This is a genomic window from Blastopirellula marina DSM 3645, from assembly GCF_000153105.1.
GTDB classification, from domain to species: domain Bacteria; phylum Planctomycetota; class Planctomycetia; order Pirellulales; family Pirellulaceae; genus Blastopirellula; species Blastopirellula marina.
This window is the reverse complement of the sequence record NZ_CH672377.1, coordinates 202,626-217,768: the sequence shown is the minus strand read 5'-3', so window position 1 is coordinate 217,768 and position 15,143 is coordinate 202,626. Positions and strand designations below refer to the sequence as shown.

Below are 15,143 nucleotides of genomic sequence, written 5' to 3'. Positions count from 1 at the left end.
TAACATGGGCGGGGAGATCAGAACAAATCAAGTTGAGAGGCGGAGTTGTTCTGCTTCGACGGCAAAGGATTCACCGATGGATCGCTTGAAGCCTCGTTTTCCGGCGGTGGTCTGGCATCGTTGAACTTCTCGCCCAAGATCCAATCGGTCGCTTTCTGTGCCGCGCTGGCGGCGCCAACGACCAAGCGTTTGTCCCCTTTGAGGACCTTGATCCAGCCTTGCAGATACGACGCAGATTGCTCGATGGCCGGTGGGCTGATCCCGCTCACGGCGCAGAGAAATGCGGCGCCCATTTCTGCGACCAGCTCTTCGCGGCTGTAGTCGGGCGAACCGAACGGCGCTAGCTCAGTGTCGAGACCGCGGTTCAAGCGGTTGCTGTGCCCGGTAGAATGAGTTAGTTCGTGAAAGAGCGTCGAGTAATAGCTCTCTCGGTCGTCAAAACGTTCCTGCTTGGGCAGGTGAACGCTGTCGGATCGCGGGCGGTAGAACGCCCGGCTCCCGCCGTCATGTTCAACCGCCGGCCGAGATGCGTATCCGGCGACAATTTGTTCGGCTGCAGCAAGCGGTTCAAACGGCGTAGCGTCCGGGTTCTCTGCTGGGGCATCGGGGGCTTCAATGCCGTCGATCTGCTCGACATTGAAGGCGATGAAGTGTTTCAACATCGGGATCTCGATCGGATGGTCAGTCTCTTGATCCTTGGTCGCGTACATCTTGAAGAAGGTGACAAGCGATCCCTTCTCCCCTTTACGAACCTGACCTCCGCGGGCCTTCGCCTGGTTGAAAGTCAGCCAGAAATCGGAAGAGTAACCGCTCTCCCAGGATCGCAAGCCAAGCAAAAAGACGTTGATGCCTCGATAACGCTTGCCGCTGTCGAGATTCTTCGGCCAGCCGTCGCCGGAGCCGCGTTTGATTGGGTTTCGCCAGGGGGCGACGCCTTGCTCCAGGTAGCCAAGAATTCGGTCGGTCACTTCCTGATAGACATCGTGCTTCGGCTTGCTAGTTTTTTTCTTCTTCGCCATGCGGCCTCTATCCCTCAGGGGCGGCAGTCATCTCCAAAATACGTGACATTGGACTGCCGTTGCCGTTTCTGCTTTGCCCTACGAGCGTTAAAGCACAATTCGACCGTAAGGTCAATTAAGTCAGTTCGTGTCGACCAGGTCCTAAAGTGGCGCAAAGGGATGGACATGGGTCCCCCCGCATAGAAAACCCTGACTCGGCCACCTGGGGAAGAATCGACCAGCCAGCGTCCCATTCCGCAATGCGCGCTTTCGCTTCTGGACGAAAGACGCGATGAAACGCCAACTGCCGCGAATCATAGAGGCGTCGGCGTGTCCCTTATCACCAACGGCATCAGACGTTCGTGCGCCACTGAGGCGGTAACCAAGGAGTGCGTTATCGATCCAATCGCCGTCACTCATGACATCGGGCACAGACATCCCACTATGGCAAGTCGAGTTTCGTCGCAAAACGCGAAGAATCAGCAGATTTCGCTCAACCAGACTTTGATAGCAATTGGAACGGGAGTTGCCTCGAGAAACAGGCCATCACTTGTTGTGGCTTGCCGATGTGCCCTTCGATCGTTTGGGTGGTCCGAAGGTTTTAGCAATCACCCTGCCTTGTTCGATCGTCGTCCCGATTAGTGACCGCTCGGCGGTAACATTTGATTTGGTACGACCGAGCCATTCAAAATCTGGAGTGTACAATTCCGCCGAACCATTTTCGTTCGGGATTATTCTGATGCTTTTGCCCAGTTCAACTTCGATTCCACTTCCGAGGCGAACTTCATATACGTCATTTCTATGCAACCACAGGTCAAAAGAGTATTCATTTCTATCAACGAACCTTTGCCATGCTGTGCGTTCTTCCTCGGAGAATGTCAGTGGTTCCGTTTCCTTGTACTGAATTAACCAGTCGATCAATTCGTCTCGTTTCGTGAAGTTGAGATTTAGCTCTTTTGCAATGCGAACTGCCAACAGCCTAGATTCCATGCCGCATTCGAGCATGCGTGCTGCTGACATTTTGGGAACGCCATAAGTTAAGCAGATCGCAACGAATGTACGATCATCATTGATAACTAGGCCATCTTTTGTGTTTTCAGCAAGATTATTCAGGACGAGTCTCACGGATTCAATGGCCCACACGAGCCTATAAATGATGGCTTCCTGCACAAATGCAATTCCTGCGGAATTCGTGACTCGGTGGAGAGCAGCCCCTTTGATCCAGGCATCAAGGATCGCCGTCCATGTTGATTCGTCCCAATCTGCTGGCATTGATGGCTGAAATGGGTAGAACTGGAACAGAGTTTTCGCAAGTTTACAACAATCATCCGAGAGTTGCTCAACCGCACCAGTTCGAATTGCTTTAGTCGCCGATTCCAGCAGCGATTCGAGTTCTGACCGATTAGCTACAATTTGCAAGCCTGATTCGGTTCCAATACTTGCTGAGTAGAAGCCTTTTCGCTGAGCGACATTTGTTCTTTTCCAAATGTGCAATGCTCTTCCGTGGAGCATTGCTATCTGGTTTCGCCGTTCTTCTAGCTCTTTAATTGCCAGTCGGCGTTTCCAAAGCGAATTGTTCAGTGCCTCGTCTAGCTTCGATGCAATCTGCGAATCATCGCACTCCAAATTATCGACAAGTGCCAGAATACCAGCATCCAACTCCGCAAGGATAATCTCCATCTGCTCCGCATTCTCATCTGAGCCCTCAGCCATGGTATCGATCGCTTGTTGCTGATTTAAGACATAGTCGCTAAGTGCATTGTCTTCCAAGTCGAGTTTTCTTTTTAGTCTCGAAAGACAGATAGAAATCAAAAGATAGAGCCCGCTCTCGAGCTCGCGACTTTTTGCGTGCCGTATAAGTCGATGGAATTCGTCGAGCCTGTTTGCCTCCCTTCCAGGGGCAAGCTCAAGTACTGGAAGTACGTAGATCCCATCAATGTCAACAAACGCTCTGCCTACTCTTCCTATGACGTTCGCAAATTCTTTCGCCTTAATCAATTCACCACTCCTCCAAAGCGATTTGAAGATAAGGACACCGAATGACAGATCGACTCCTTGGGCAAGGGTCGGCGAAGAAATCGCAACAGAGAGCACTTGACGCTTCAGCAAGTCTTCAAGCTCGGAAAGAAATGGCCGAGGAAGTTGCCCATGATGCACTGCAATGCCAAGTCGCAAGGCACGGATTGCGACATGACTTATTCCGAGCCATTCCTCGCCGATACTTAGAGCCCTTTTAATCTCAATAGCCGCTTCAGTACGAAGATGGCTCTTTGCATATCCATAACTTTCCATTTTCAAAAAAGTTTCGGCGGCTGTTTCCACCGATGAACGCAATGGACAATACAGTAAAACAGAGTGGCCATCATCACTAAAACGTTCAATGGCCGCTACCACAAGCTCGGCCTGGTTTTGTGGAAAAGGGTTGCGGCGCGGTCGCTTCGGCGATGCTTCTTCAATAAATCGTGGAATGAAAACCTTTTCGCCGGCAACTCGATATTCAAGCCAACCGCGTGAATCAGTCCAGCGAAGTGTTGCTGGTATTTGTCGCGTGGGACGCCAATTTGACTGAATCGCGTTGCCATCGTTATCTGATCGAATCCATTGCGTAAACGCATCGAAGGCGGCACCTTCCGTGAAAATCGCAGAAAGGCAAACGATTCGCCGCTTGTCCGCGTCCGCTCTCCGCAGAAGCCTTTGTACAAGAATTTCGTAGCGAATTTCGCGTTCGCTCAGCCCAATCATGTGTCCTTCGTCGAGTACGATCAGGCCAACATCCGCAATGGCATCAGGGTCCTGGCGAATTGCAAAGTCTAGCTTCTCTGGCGTGGCTACGACGATGTCTGCGGACCTCATGGTGTCAACGTCGCTTGCACCGATGCCGCTTGCTCCGTAAACACTCGTTACAGTAAAGCCAAGAGGTTTAAAACACCGACCTAATGTTCCTTCAACTTGCGCGGATAGAGCACGCAATGGAGTGACGTAAATTACACGCCGTTTACCGGCGAGGCATTTTAAAATGCACAATTCGGCAATTCGCGTCTTTCCGCTGCTTGTTGGTAAAGCAACGACGAGGCTGTCTGATTCGTCAATAACACGCTTTGCCGCCAGTGTTTGTGATGGCCAGAGATCAATTTCTGAAATGCTCCGTCGACCGAGCAGTTCAATGAAGTCTGCTCGCAAGCGGTTCCAGTTGTCATCGTCATTTGGCGCAAGCGGAAGTATTTGGTGCAGGCTGCGTCCCCAAAGATCATCGATTAAATGTCGGGCAAGCACGCAAATCCACCAGAGTGGGACGTGTGTCAAACGATCTGCCGCGTTGACACATTTATCAAGCATCTCGATTGCATTCGCCGCAAATTGGTTTTCTCCTGTTCGCACCGCAAATTCAAAAGTTGCTATCGCTTGGTTGAATACGCGGGTAATTGCGAGATAGGCGGCATTTTCGACAGTGACTTGATCGTCATCAGATTCTAGAGACGCGGAAATTCCCGCATCCGTAAAATTCTCGTCGTTTAGCCAGTCGATTAAGAGACGTTCAAGCTCATCAAGACGACGCTGCATCAAGGCGACCAAGATTTGTTCATTGTGAACTAGATTCAATAATTGCGTATTCTCTGCCAGTAGCGAGAACGACCTTGCGCCATAATGAGCAAGGTGAAAGGCTGCGGCAGCGATAGTAAGATGAAACCCACGATCGTTTCGTCTTTCTCCGTAACGAACCACTGCCTCAATACATTCGGCAGCAGTCAGAAAGGAGCTATCTAGAACGTCCGTATCAGGGATATCCTCACGCAATGAAAGTGATCGCAGTCGTATGGCGCATCCAAGTACCAGATATCCATGATTTAGAAGGTCATTAGTCAGGCTTGGTGAAAAGTTTGGACTGCCCTCTGGAAGAACACCGTCATCCCAAATCATGCCGCGAGCCAAGCCTCTTGCAAGCAATTTCCCTCGCGTTCCTGATTCGCAGAGCTCTCGCAGCTTCTCCGTCAATTCTTCAGGCGACTCCATCGGCTTCGCCCCTTTGTAAGCATGCGTCGAAAACCGACTTTACAAATTCTGCATGATGCCTGAGTCGACATCCGCAAAGTCGTAGCTCGATGTCCTGGCAAACGGCTGTGCTGTTGCCTTCGAGAAAGCTCGTTGGACTATTGCCGGAAACAGTGAACACGAGGTGGCAAATATTGGAAGCATGAATTGACTGCTTTTGCAGTCTTGTGATTGGATCTGCTTCCTCGTCCCGGCCCTGCTGTCGCAAATGACATTCCAAGAAAGCCAACGTTTCTGGATTGGGAAGTCCTTCGTGATTCGCCAATCCATTGCGAGCCTCGGATATCGTGGCGGTTTTAAGTCTGTCGCGACTCTTTGCCTCTACTTTTATTACTTTTACGTTTGGCTCCTCAACGTGAAAGCCAAGCACATCGTCGCCACGCATGGCAAGATTGCGAGTATCTCGGTGTCGTAGCCTGCGGACCGGAACATTAAACTCCGTGATTTCGTCGACGTATTCCGTTGCTAGGATCTCTCCAAGAAACCCAGACCGGGCAATTTTTCCGGCTGGCACCCTGTTTTTTAGAACATGTGTCGATTGTGGAAACCCTCCAAGACTCTCGATAACTTTCAGTCCAATTACGTGATCTACGGCGACCGTAACAAATTGTTCAAATACAGCGATACGGCCGTTTTCGGACTCATTCAACACGGTAACTGTTTCAATGATACATTCCTCCTCATCAAACCACTGCGAGAACCAGCTGTTGGGAGCGTTTGCCATGACGAATACCTATTGCGTAATTTCCAAAAGTGACTTGCCGTGTCACCGAGTGCCTTTAGAGAAAGCGTTATGGAGCATTGCGATATGGGCACTCACATAAAGAGGCGATAGTCGAATGACGTATGGCCGACAGCTGCAAGTCGGCGGCCGATCCGAGCGATAGTTTTGGACGATTGGACGGTCGCCGGAAGCCGAGAGTAGAGCTCCCCCGAATTCCAGTCCATCTTCGATAACCCAAGAATCTCGTTGGCGATCATGGCAATATCAGACGTACCTGCATACCTACGGATGACGACAGGACTGGGGATGCGACCACGGCGATTGCGCCATGATGGGCAACCTGCGACAATCCGGCAAGTGCGTCTTGGCGGTTTCGTGATTGCTTGATCGCGGCCAAGCGTTTGTCTTGCCGAGAGTTGTTCAGCATGTCGTCTTCATCGCGCGCTTCGATTCAAGAACACTTCGCCGATCTGACGGATCCGCGGACTCGCAAGGTAACTTATCCGCTAGTCAACATCGTCACGATGTCGCTCTGTGCGGTGCTAGGTGGAGCAGATGATTTCGTTGCGATCACTGACTGGGCCGAAGACAAGAAAGAGTGGCTTTCGCAGTTCCTCGACATGAGCACCGGCGTTCCTTCGCATGATCGCTTCAACGCGATTCTCGGCGCTTTGAAGCCGGCTGAATTTGAGAAGTGTTTGCTTAGCTGGATCACTTCGTTGCAAGAGATTACCGATGGGCAGATTATCGCGATCGACGGCAAAACTTTGCGGCGCAGCTTTGACGCCGCCAGCAGCAAGGCCGCGATTCATATGGTCAGCGCCTGGGCGACCGCCAATCATGTGAGTCTCGGGCAAGTCGCGACTGACGCGAAGAGTAATGAGATCACGGCGATTCCGAAATTGCTCGAAATCATCGAGGTTTCCGGCTGTTTGGTGACGATCGACGCGATGGGTTGTCAGAAAGAGATCGCCGCCAAGATCGTTAACGCAGGCGGTGATTACTGTCTGGCGATTAAAGGGAATCAGCGTTATCTGCATCAAGCGATTCGCGATCACTTCGCCGCTGCGATGGAAATCGACTTTGCGAAAATGAAAGTTCACCGCCACGAGACGCACGAGAAAGGGCATGGCCGCGAAGAGTCGCGTTACTACTATCTCTGTCCAATCGACGCCGATGATTTTCCGTACGCCTCGCGTTGGACGAAGCTGAAGGCGATCGGAATGACGATCAATATCGTCAAGCAAAACGGCAAAGAGACGAGTGAAGTACGCTACTACATCGTGAGCAAATATCTCACCGGCAAACGCTTCGCCGAAGCGGTCCGAGGGCACTGGAGCATTGAGAATTCGCTCCACTGGCAACTCGACGTAACGTTCGGCGAAGACCAAAGTCGAATCCGCAAAGGCCACGCCGACGTCAACTTCAGTCTGCTAAGAAGAACAAGCCTGAGCTTGTTGAAGAACAACAAAACGGCGAAGGTGGGCGTGAAGAACAAGCGGCTAAAAGCTGGAAGGAACGACGCCTACTTGTTGGAAGTGTTGCTGGGGACGTGATTTATGGTGCGATCGCCGTGGGGATGCGACGCTTTCCTTGAAAATAAGTGTTTTTGTCGTTTACTGCCGATGTTGCACCATGAACCCATAGCAGTAGCTCATCGCTAGACAACTTAAGGGCTGTACCTCGTTTTACCGGGTATCCATCGATCTGGAACTGCCCATTTTGAAACCTTGAGCTCAAGAACCGAAGCGATGGTTCATGATTGATTTCGAGCAACTCAAGCATAGCCACCCCGCTCAATCCTGCCTTGATTCCTTTGATCTCTTCGTAGGTGAACGGAAATAGCTTGTGAATGACAACCCGATTGGGCAGCCGATAGTGCGACTCCCAAAATAGCTGCCTGATCATTTCCCCCAGCTGCCTCGCTTCATTAAAGTTTAGATAAGGGTTTCTATCTCTTCGAATTCGTGGATCCTGAATGTTCCGTAACCGGAATTGCAGCCCTTGACCTTGAGCATTGTAGATATGACTACACCCAAGGACTATCTTCTGGTCGCGGTCGGACCCACGATCAATTGAATACCCGAGACCAACAAACGCAGAGTCTGTATCCAGAGACTTCAGTACCCAAGGCGTTCGCATGGCCTTCGTATAAATAGCTAAAGAAAGCCACCACCAGATCCGTGATTGGTCGTAAGGCGAGAGAGTGTCTTGATCTAGGAACTGAGTTGCAATCCCCTTTCGAACGGCAAAGGCTTTAACGTCGTCATGTACGTCAAAGTTGTGCTCGTCGGTTTCTGCGGATCGGAATTTCTCCCAGCGATTGGGCGTCAAGATTAATGCAACAGAGCGTCCCAGGGCTGATGCCGTTGTCAATGCCGCGCACAAATTCGATGTCAATTCTTGGCATCCGTTAAGAGCTTCTTGATTCGAGCGGAGTTCAGGCAAGGTGATCCAGTTTGGATCGGACAACCCTGGAATGACTAGGTTGCAACGGAACACATCAGAAAATCCCTTGAAATCTACGACATATTCACCTGGACGTTTCGCGTTCGCTTTACAATCACTGGTGGAAAGAAATTGTGAGAGCATCTGTGCTTCGGCCTTTGGGCAGATAATCGAAAGCTGAATGTCATTCTGTGGCATCGCTTTGACCGATTCCGCATCAAAAGGACCATGATTTGCCAGTCCTCGTAAAGGGAAAGTATCACTCGAAGGGTTCCAGCCTGCCTCCGTCGCGAAAAGTAGTTGTGGTTCTGGAAAGACTTTCCCCGAGTGTTTGATCAATACTCGGTGATTGTCGGATAAAGGGATTGCCTGAGCCTTGCCGTCATTGATCACTGCGTACGAAGGCCGTAAATTTAGCCTAAACTTGAATGCTGCAGTGTTGGGGGGAAAGTCCAACTCGACCGCATCGGTGACTTGAGTGTCGCCAATCAGAATCTTGCGCCAGTATTCGAGATCTCTGGCATAGTCGGCGTTATGTTGGTAGCCGAGTTTGTACTTCCGCGCCTCTTGGTGACCGTCGCTTACGTCCCCGTCGGGAACAGGCACGTAATACGTAGGATCCAGCGTAATATGCACTTTTGAATCGATCAATCGGATTTCGATGCGTGCACAGCGATAAATCCCATACGTCACGTTGCCTTGTCGAACGCTATCAATCTGAACGGGATCCCAGACTAGATCTCTGTGATTGGTATCAAGGCCGCGATGGGATGCAATTGATTGGACCAGACTCTTCTGAACCAGTGAAAAAACAGCACCATCAACTACCTTCATGTCCGTATCAGTAATTGGTGAACGATGAATTTCACCATCTATTTCATTGCCAAATTCATCCTTAATTTGATCTAGCGTGCCTATTGCTAGCGCAGCATTGGAAAATGGGACCGCGTTAAATCCATTGTTCGAGGATCGAGTTCTAAGCCATTTCCAACGCCCCTCAATTGGCCACTCTTTGAGAGCAAAACTGTAGACTTCCGTCGGCAATGTCAGCGCAAATGCATTGCTCCTTATAAGTCCCGTCGTCTTAGAAGGGGCTAACGAGAAAGCGGTCTTCAGGGGAGTGGAAACGAGCGTTGCCGATCCGATAATTTCATCCGCCTGGATTGCCTTTGCCCCGGTTAGGCATTGATGAGCTAGTCTTATGTTTAGTTCGTCAAAGCTCACGTCAGGAATGTAATACGCTTGACGTCCAGCGTGAATTGCGCGAGCAAGCAAATCATCGACCGCACTAGGGGGAGTTTCTGAGAAGCCGCACCAATATATGTTGCCGCCGCTTTTTTGATTAAGGATTGCCTTCTCGAATGCGGCCATGATTGAGCGATCTCGGCCGCTGTATCCCGAGACTATAAGTGATTGACTTTTAAGTGTTTCAACTAGCTTTGCTTCTAAAGTGGCCTCTTGAAGTTGAAGCTCAGTCTCGGTGTTTTTTAACTTGTCATAGCGATAGTCGCCGTGTAATGAAACACAAATGAGTTCATTTGTGTCGTCCTGTCGATCAATACGACCCTGACAGTCAATGCCGATTTCTACGGGAGACATTGTCGAACTGGAAAGTAAGGCTTTCGCGACAAGCCCATCAAAGTTTGTCGTCCAAACGCTTCGAATAACTCCTTCTTCAGCAAGCAATCCCAATAGTTTATATCCCGTATGAGGATTCGCAGATTTGATCAACTTCTGAAAAAATCTTCGACGGTCCTCTTCGATAGGATGGCATTTCTCGATGAAGTAACTGTAATCGTCTTCATCATCGTCGGGCCAAATCCCGTTGGCTATCAACCAATCGTCAATGCGAGATTGCACAGACGGCAAACTAATCTCCGAAACTGCAGTTTTTAATGCGGGATTTTTGGTTTCAAAGATATTGCGTTTCCAACGTAGCACACATGTCCATGCTGACGGCACGCCGGAGGTCAGCGATGCACCTGCACCAAGAAAAAGTGCATGAGGAGATCCTTTGTTGACTTCGATTGAACGCACCATGGCGTCTAGCTCGAGTATCCTCGCGGTCATGTCGATTCTTCGCTTGGCGATATACGCGTTTAAATTCCATACTTCGACGGGCCACAACAATATCGCCCACATTCTCAAATCGAAGACTGTGAATGTATCCGGTTCTCGGTTCATTTGCAAAAATAAAGGAGTAGACCCCCAAAGCCTACGAAGGGCGCTATGCGAAGTCTAACTTCGTGGATAACCTTCGTTAGATCATTGCGAAATTTCATTGAGATTGATACCGTCAAGTCGTAACCGCGCAAATGCGGCAACACGACGATACGGCATTGATGATTTACGCTTTTCTGAACCAAAAAGGAGGCGTCGGCAAGACGACTCTTTCTATCCATACGGCGGCTGCCCTTTCTCGCTATGGGCGGCGCGTCTTGCTGATTGACGCCGATCCTCAAGGGAGCGCTCTCGCTTGGTCGAACTTTCGGGAGACGCCTGATTTCAGTGTCGTCGGGATGGCAAAGGCGACGCTTCACAAAGAAATCGAGATGATGGCGTCGGACTACGACGACGTGGTCATTGACGGCCCTCCCCGGCTCGCGGAGTTGGCGCGGTCGATCATTCTGGCTGCGGATGTGGTCGTTATTCCGTTGCAGCCCTCGCCGATGGATGTGTGGGCGGCGGCGGAAACGGTCGATCTGATCCGGGAAGCTCAAGTCTACAAGCCGGAACTGAAATGCGTGTTGGCGATCAATCGTAAAATCGCCAATACGGCGATCGGACGGGACGTGCGGGCAACGCTGGCGGAACTGGAGGTCCCGATTCTCTCCAGCGATATCGGGCAGCGGGTCGCGTTCGCCGAAAGCATCGTCACTGGCAGCACCGTGCTGGATCAAGCCGACAAGAAGGCGACGAAGGAGATCGAACGATTCATGGATGAACTAAGGAGGTTGACATGAGCAAGCAGATTAAAATGGCGGTCCGCCCGCAGGCGAAACCGCAAGCCGATGATTGGGTCGAAAACCGATCGCCGGAGCCTATGCCTGAGCCCCGCAAGAAGACCAAGCGTCTGACGCTGGATATGGACCAAGATCTTTACACGCGGCTCAAGATCCACTGTGCCCGGCATCAATGCCGAATCTCCGATCTCGTGCGACTGCTGGTCGCGGTGGAAGTCGGCCCGCCTCAAGATGGAACCTGTGAATAACTTTTCTTGAATCCTATTCGGCACGTTGCGGTTGCAGGTCATCCGTGACACGCTTGAACCGCCTAAGCACTGCTTAGGAGACAAGCCTATCGAAAAATGCTTCTCTTGGTTGCCCCGTTCTTGGGTCATCCGTATGGTTCAACATGCTCATCGCCACGCAAGGAAAAAGCGTCTCCGGAACGCAGCAATACTTTGATCAGGTCCTGACCCGAGGCGATTATTATCTCGGCCAGGAAGTCGCCGGTCATTGGCATGGCCGCGGCGCCGAGGTTCTTGGTTTGGGAGCAGGATCGCAGGTCAAGAAGGAAGAGTTCAACGCTCTGCTCGAAGGAAAACATCCGACGACCGGCAAGCGGTTGACGCAGCGGAACCGAAAAGATCGCCGCCCCGGAATGGATCTCACCTTCTCCGTGCCGAAGAGCGTATCGCTCGCCTGGGCGATCAATGAGGACGAGCGAATTCTAGAGATGCTGCAGGCGGCTGTTCAGGAAACGATGCGGCGTGACGTCGAACCGCTCATGCAGCGTCGCGTCCGAACGGGGCGGCACGCTTTCACGCAGCAGAAAGAGGCGACCGGCAAACTCATCTACGCCGACTTCCTCCACAAAACTTCGCGACCGGTGGAAGGCGCCGCCGATCCGCATCTGCACATTCACGCTTTTGTAGTGAACTGGACCGAGCAGGACGGCAAGCATTTTGCAGGCGAATTTGAGGAGATCGTGCGTCAGCGTCCCAGCTTGCAAGCGAAGTTTGAAGCCCGGCTCGCCCGGAAGATGCAGCACGAGCTGGGCTACGAGGTGGAGCACGTTCACTACGCTCAAGGGGGAAAGCTGAAATGGGGCTGGGAGCTGCGGGGCGTCGAGCGGGCGACGATCGAAAAGTTCAGCCGCCGGACTACTCAGGTCGAACAGTACGCCGAAGAGCATGCGATCCATGACGCCGAGCGCAAAGGAAAACTCGGCAAGCTAACGCGCGAGAAAAAAGATACCGGCCAGTCGATCGACCAATTGCGCAGCCAGTGGCGAGCACGACTGACGCCGGAGGAACGAGCGGCATTCGCCGGGCTGCTACAAACGACCGAACGGGCCGACGGGAAGTCGGAACAAGCCGCCGCCAGAAACTCGGTCCAGTACGCTTTGGAGCATCATCTCTATCGTCAATCGACGGTCGAGAGACACCAGGTGGTCGGAGCCGCCTTGGAGCATGGCTTGACGCTCTCGCCCGAAGCGGTCGAGGCGGAGATCGATCGGATGGATCTCATTCAGCGAACGCTCGACGCCGATGGCACGAAACGCCAGTTTATCACCACTAAAGAAGTCTTGAACGCCGAACGGGAAATGATCGCTTACGCCCGCGACGGTCGGGGAACTCGCAAATCAATCAGTTCAACTGAACATGAGTTTCAGCGGGAATGGCTGAACGAGCAACAACGGGACGCCGTTTGCTTCGTGCTTGAGTCTCGCGACGCCGTACTGGCGGTCGCTGGCGGCGCCGGCACCGGAAAATCTTCCTTGATGGAAGAAGCGGTCGACGCAATCCAGCAAAATGGCAAAGAAGTCTTTACGTTCGCACCCAGTACCGGGGCCCGCGAAGTCTTGGAGGAAAAAGGTTTTCGTAAGGCTCAAACGGTCGAGCATCTGCTGCGAAATTCCAAACTCCACCCAGAACTGAAGGATCAAGTCATCTGGATCGATGAAGCGGGCCTGCTCGATGTGCGATCCATGAACGGCGTCTTTCGGATCGCGAAGGAGCAAAACGCCCGGGTCGTGTTGTCGGGCGATACGCGTCAACACGCCTCGCCCCGGCGAGGTGAAGCGATGCGGCTGTTGGAGCAAGAAGCCGGACTAAACGTCGCTCGCGTCGAAGCGATTCAGCGTCAGCAAGGGCGTTATCGCCAGGCGGTCGAAATGATCAGCCGCGGCCAGGAAGTCGTCGACGCTCGCACTGGTAAGACGGGCCTGCTTGCCGGTTTCGATCTGCTTGATGCGATGGGCAAGATCAAGGAAGTCGCGACCGCGGATCGCTATCAGCTGCTCGCCGACAACTATCTGAAATCGGAAGCGAACGGGAAATCGACGCTTGTGGTCGCTCCGACGCATCGCGAAGCGGCTGCGGTGACATCCGAAATCCGTGATCGTCTGAAACAAGATGGCAAGTTGGCGACCGAGGAACGGGCGTTTGTGCAGTATCGCTCGCTGAACCTCTCGGAGGCCGAAAAAGGAGACGCCAAAACCTACAGCGAGCAGACCGACCTAGTGGTGCAGTTTCATCAGAACGTCAAGGGAGGTTTTCAGCGCGGCGAACGGTATCGGGTGACCGGCCTCAACAATGGCGAAGTGCAATTGGTCCCGCTCTCTGGCGGAGAAATGAAAAAACTTCCCCAGGCCGCCAGTGACCGCTTCGAGGTTTACGCCGAACGGGAACTCCGCGTCGCGGCTGGTGACAAGCTCCGGTTTAGTCTCGGCGGTACGACCAAAAACGGCAAAGGCCGCATCAGCAACGGTCGGCTCGACGAGGTGAAAGGTTTTGATGCGAGCGGAAATATCGTTTTAAAAAATGGATGGACGATCGATTCAAGCTATGCTCATCTCGATCTGGGCTACGTCGTCACCAGCCATGCCAGCCAGGGGAAAGATCGGCACGTCGCGATCGCCGCGATGGGATCGGAGTCGTTGCCGGCGATTAACGCCAAGCAGTTTTACGTGACCGTTTCCCGTGGCCGGGAGGATGTGGCGATTTACGTCGACGACAAGGCTCGGGTTCGAAAAGCGATCGAAAGGTCTGGCGAACAACTCTCGGCGACGCAGATGCTCAGTCGAGCCGCGAGCGAGACGATGGCGACGACGAGCCGTCAAGCTGAACGGCAGCACAAACAAACCATCGAGCGACGTTCCCTGCTCGGCAGCTTTCGGGACCGCGTGGTCCGGTGGTGGCGAGAGCGTCAGGCGGATGGTCAGGCACGCGAACCGATCGGCCGTCATCGTCAGTTGGATATTCAGAATTCGTTGGGCATGGGCATGACGCCCGGGATGGAAAGGAGCAGGTAGCTATGGCGGACGCAGCACGAGCGTTTGACGAGCAGCGCGGCGGGAATATCTTGCGGGGACTTCCGGGGCGAAGGGAGTCGGCGGAGCAGAACAACGTTCCTTGGCGAAGTGTGCGGGAGGGGGAGATGCCGCCAATGATGTTTCAGCTGAGGCTCCGCGACGGCGGTACGATCAGCTATCCCTATAGCGACGTTCGCGAAATTCGCTGCCGCGACGCCGGGTGCGTGCAAGTTTCGGTACTTGGCATGGCGAAAATGATCATCACCTTGGAGGGGCGTCGGTTGCGCGAACTGGCCGATTTACTGGGACGGGCCGAACTGCTCTGGATCGAAGAGGCCGATCCGCGCGATGTGGGAAGACCGGAGTCGGCGCCCGAGATCGTCTCGATTTCGATCGAAGAGATCGACCAGTAGCGGCCTGTCTCAAGTTTGAGACAAGGTTCTTTTCCGATTGCCCCCGCCCCGCTTTCAGTAGCGTCCCAAATTTGGGACAGGGCGAACTGCCGCGTAATGCCCTCGGCACTGCCCGTCCCAAGTTTGGGACGAATGGCTTCCCCCTCCTCCCTGTCGCCTGTCCCAAACTTGGGACGGTCCAAATGGGAAGACTTTGACGCCAAGTCAAAACTCGTGATAGAGTAGAAGGAGCTGCAATTGAACTGGAGGATA

The 15,143-nt window shown here is 52.7% G+C and carries 9 protein-coding genes; 5 read left to right on the top strand and 4 right to left on the bottom strand.

The genetic code is table 11. The features are described 5' to 3' along the window. Window positions 1–17: 17 nt before the first annotated feature. The 3 genes from DSM3645_RS19960 to DSM3645_RS19945 all read right to left on the bottom strand — a co-directional run bounded on the left by DSM3645_RS19960 (window position 18) and on the right by DSM3645_RS19945 (window position 5,772). A complete protein-coding gene (locus DSM3645_RS19960) occupies window positions 18–1,019 on the bottom strand; it encodes an ArdC family protein (protein WP_040352848.1) in 1,002 nt (333 codons plus the stop codon). Window positions 1,020–1,544: 525 nt separating this feature from the next. Then, window positions 1,545–5,009 carry a DEAD/DEAH box helicase gene (locus DSM3645_RS19950; protein WP_050769467.1) on the bottom strand — a complete coding sequence of 1,155 codons (3,465 nt, stop codon included), beginning with the start codon at window positions 5,007–5,009 and terminating at the stop codon, window positions 1,545–1,547. After that, window positions 4,996–5,772 (bottom strand): Hachiman antiphage defense system protein HamA, encoded by a 777-nt coding sequence (locus tag DSM3645_RS19945; RefSeq protein ID WP_050769466.1) that lies wholly within the window; start codon window positions 5,770–5,772, stop codon window positions 4,996–4,998. Before DSM3645_RS19945 ends, DSM3645_RS19950 begins: the two co-directional genes overlap by 14 nt. A 425-nt stretch (window positions 5,773–6,197) precedes the next feature. Here DSM3645_RS19945 and DSM3645_RS19940 point away from each other — a divergent pair, with 425 nt between their 5' ends. Then, window positions 6,198–7,328, top strand: coding sequence for an ISAs1-like element ISBlma8 family transposase (locus tag DSM3645_RS19940; RefSeq protein ID WP_002652115.1), 1,131 nt, complete (start codon window positions 6,198–6,200; stop codon window positions 7,326–7,328). Between the two features lies 1 nt (window position 7,329). Here the strand turns inward: DSM3645_RS19940 and DSM3645_RS19935 are convergent, their stop codons facing one another. Next, a complete protein-coding gene (locus tag DSM3645_RS19935; RefSeq protein ID WP_237564895.1) occupies window positions 7,330–10,260 on the bottom strand; it encodes an SIR2 family protein in 2,931 nt (976 codons plus the stop codon). A 302-nt stretch (window positions 10,261–10,562) separates the two neighbouring features. Between DSM3645_RS19935 and parA the strand changes: the two genes are divergently transcribed. From parA to DSM3645_RS19915, 4 genes are all read left to right on the top strand, one after another. After that, a complete protein-coding gene (gene parA, locus DSM3645_RS19930) occupies window positions 10,563–11,183 on the top strand; it encodes a ParA family partition ATPase (protein WP_040353104.1) in 621 nt (206 codons plus the stop codon). Beyond that, complete coding sequence (locus DSM3645_RS19925; protein WP_040352845.1) at window positions 11,180–11,431, top strand: plasmid partition protein ParG; 252 nt, start codon at window positions 11,180–11,182, stop codon at window positions 11,429–11,431. Before parA ends, DSM3645_RS19925 begins: the two co-directional genes overlap by 4 nt. A 143-nt stretch (window positions 11,432–11,574) precedes the next feature. After that, window positions 11,575–14,478 carry a MobF family relaxase gene (gene mobF / locus DSM3645_RS19920; protein ID WP_002654161.1) on the top strand — a complete coding sequence of 968 codons (2,904 nt, stop codon included), beginning with the start codon at window positions 11,575–11,577 and terminating at the stop codon, window positions 14,476–14,478. A gap of 2 nt (window positions 14,479–14,480) precedes the next feature. After that, window positions 14,481–14,891: a hypothetical protein gene (locus tag DSM3645_RS19915; RefSeq protein WP_040352844.1), complete on the top strand. Its 411-nt coding sequence runs from the start codon at window positions 14,481–14,483 to the stop codon at window positions 14,889–14,891. Window positions 14,892–15,143 lie beyond the last annotated feature (252 nt).